1 protein-coding gene and 2 pseudogenes are annotated in these 2,200 nt (G+C 50.9%); 1 reads left to right on the top strand and 2 read right to left on the bottom strand.

The features are described from left to right. Positions 1 to 427, bottom strand: a 427-nt coding sequence (locus tag BCA33_RS22980) for an arylamine N-acetyltransferase (RefSeq protein WP_368087273.1), incomplete at its 3' end; no start/stop codon positions are given. Next, positions 340 to 1,529: pseudogene (locus tag BCA33_RS22440) on the bottom strand (cyanate transporter). The gene BCA33_RS22980 and the pseudogene BCA33_RS22440, both read right to left, overlap by 88 nt. 569 nt (positions 1,530 to 2,098) lie before the next feature. Here BCA33_RS22440 and BCA33_RS20355 point away from each other — a divergent pair. Further along, positions 2,099 to 2,200: pseudogene (locus tag BCA33_RS20355) on the top strand (transposase); the annotation flags it as partial.

Below are 2,200 nucleotides of genomic sequence, written 5' to 3'. Positions count from 1 at the left end.
CAAATCCTGTATCGCTGAGATAGAATCTGTCCTGCAGCTCAGTCACCAGAACCAAATGCGATCTCACAGAGGTTCCAGCAGGCATGCCATATCTAACCGTCGCAAGGACTGGTTTCGCACTTAGCCCAAGACTATTTATCGCGTTCAAGAAGGCGCTGTTAAGTTCGTGGCAGTACCCCCCGCTATACCTTGTGAGTGCATGAACGACCTCAGTAGGGCTCAAGTCCGGCGGGCCGTTCAGAAGAGCGTTGATATTGTTAAAACCAAACTTTTTCGTCCAAGAGCGGTGAGACCTGTAGAGCTTGCCAATAGACGGTTGGGGGATGATGGCTAAGCTAGTCAATAGTAGTAGCACCTGTAACGTTTCGGGTTGAACCGGATTGCAAGGCCGATCAGCAAGACCATAGCACCAGCAAGCGTAATCCATGCCCATCCGAAACTATCAAGTTGGTCTCGGGCAAGGCCGGCAAACAATGGAGAGAAGCCTGCGATGAGATAGCCGATCCCCTGAACGAATGCCGTCAACCCTCCTGCTCTCATAGGGTTGTCGATGTGATCCATTGCAACGATGAGACTCATAGGAAATAGCCCGCCAATACCGATGCCCAGCAAACATGGCCAGATCAAACTAAGAGTTTCCGGTATCAGAGCTAGGCCGACGAAGCCTACGATTATGAACATCAAGAGAGCGATCAATACGACCCGGCGATCCTGACTACGGTTGGCGATTGCTGGTGTTATCAGGCCTGAGATAACCTCCATGGCGGTGAGAAAACCGAGAATTAGCCGGCGCTTTGCTCACTCCAGCCCTTCTCAACGTAGTATGGGGCGAGCCAGGCAAGCACGCAGGTGTATGAGGCAGTTCCGATTCCGAAAAATACTGCGAGTAGCCAAGATCTTGGATTTTCAAAATGGCGATCACGCGCAACTTTGTCACGTGACAGGCTGAGCACACCAATTGCGGTTTTTTGTGAGGACCATAATAGAAGCGAAACCATGGCGAGAACTGCCCAAATGCTAAGGCCAATTCGCCACCCGCCCATCTTCTCCATGACGAAGGGTGAAAACGAAGCTGCCAGTGCCGCCCCCCCCATGATAGACGTCACGTAGAGCCCCATTAAGAGCGGTACGTTGTCTGGAAACCTGTCTTTGATTAGTGCAGGCATGACCGCCTGAGCCAACGCAATGCCGACACCTGCAACCACTGCAGTAGCTATCAGTTCATAGGAGTTGTCTGCGAACAGTCGCGCCGCGGTGGCGATCGCAATGGTTACTAATGATAGGGAGATTGCTCGATGCTCACCGACAACTCGCGCTACGCGAATACCGGCAAACATAGCGGCACCCATTGCGAGAACAGGAAGCATCGTCAGTAGCGATGCTGTTGTGAAGGATAGCGGAACATCTTCCTGAATCTTCGATAGCAGGGGCCCAATGGCCGCCATTGATGGTCGCAGGTTCAATGCGACCAAAACTATACTGGCTATGACCAGAACTGAGGACGTCCTAGATGCTTGGGCGTGCTCCATTAGATGTTTCCTCTCCACTCTACCTAGAAGGTTCGATTTCAAACGACTTGGTGGCGAAGAGCTAATTAAAAAATGAAAAAGCCACGTCGTTTTTTAAAGCAGGACCATGTGGCTGCCCGATGGAGTTCTCACATTTTTCTTGGGGCTGCGTGTCGGAAGCCAGTAGTTGGCCGGTGAGTGACAGTAGTCATGAACACCATCGGTACTTATCAACCTTGGCTATACGGATAACTGTTGTAGAGATAACTATGTCCAATTACTCTCTGGGTCGAAAAGCTCAAAGCGAGAGTCAAAGTGGAATATCCCTTCGACTATTCCAGCATTAAATTCGGAAGACAGGGAGCGTATAAATCAGTGAAGCAATAGGACTGTTGCTGCATACACTGACAGCAAGCACAGAGAGACTAGTGTTCCGCTAGCGATTAACTGCGCTGACCTCCTGGTACCCTGATAGTAGGTTTCGAGTACAACTATATTGGCGGCTGGCGGAAGTAGCGGGGTAATCACCCCAATAAACCAAGGTGATCAGAAGTAGAATTTTCCGTAAGCTATACGCAGGGAGATTCCGCATGAAGAAGTCACGTTTTTCTGACAGCCAGATCATGGCGATCTTGAAGCAAGCGAGAGCGGCGTGCCCGTTCCGGAGTTATGCCGCGAGCACGGCATGAGCA

This window comes from Marinobacter sp. AC-23 (genome assembly GCF_001858325.1).
In the GTDB taxonomy this organism is placed as follows: Bacteria; Pseudomonadota; Gammaproteobacteria; order Pseudomonadales; family Oleiphilaceae; genus Marinobacter.
The sequence above is the reverse complement of the archived record's forward strand: the minus strand, read 5'-3'. Positions and strand labels throughout refer to the sequence as shown.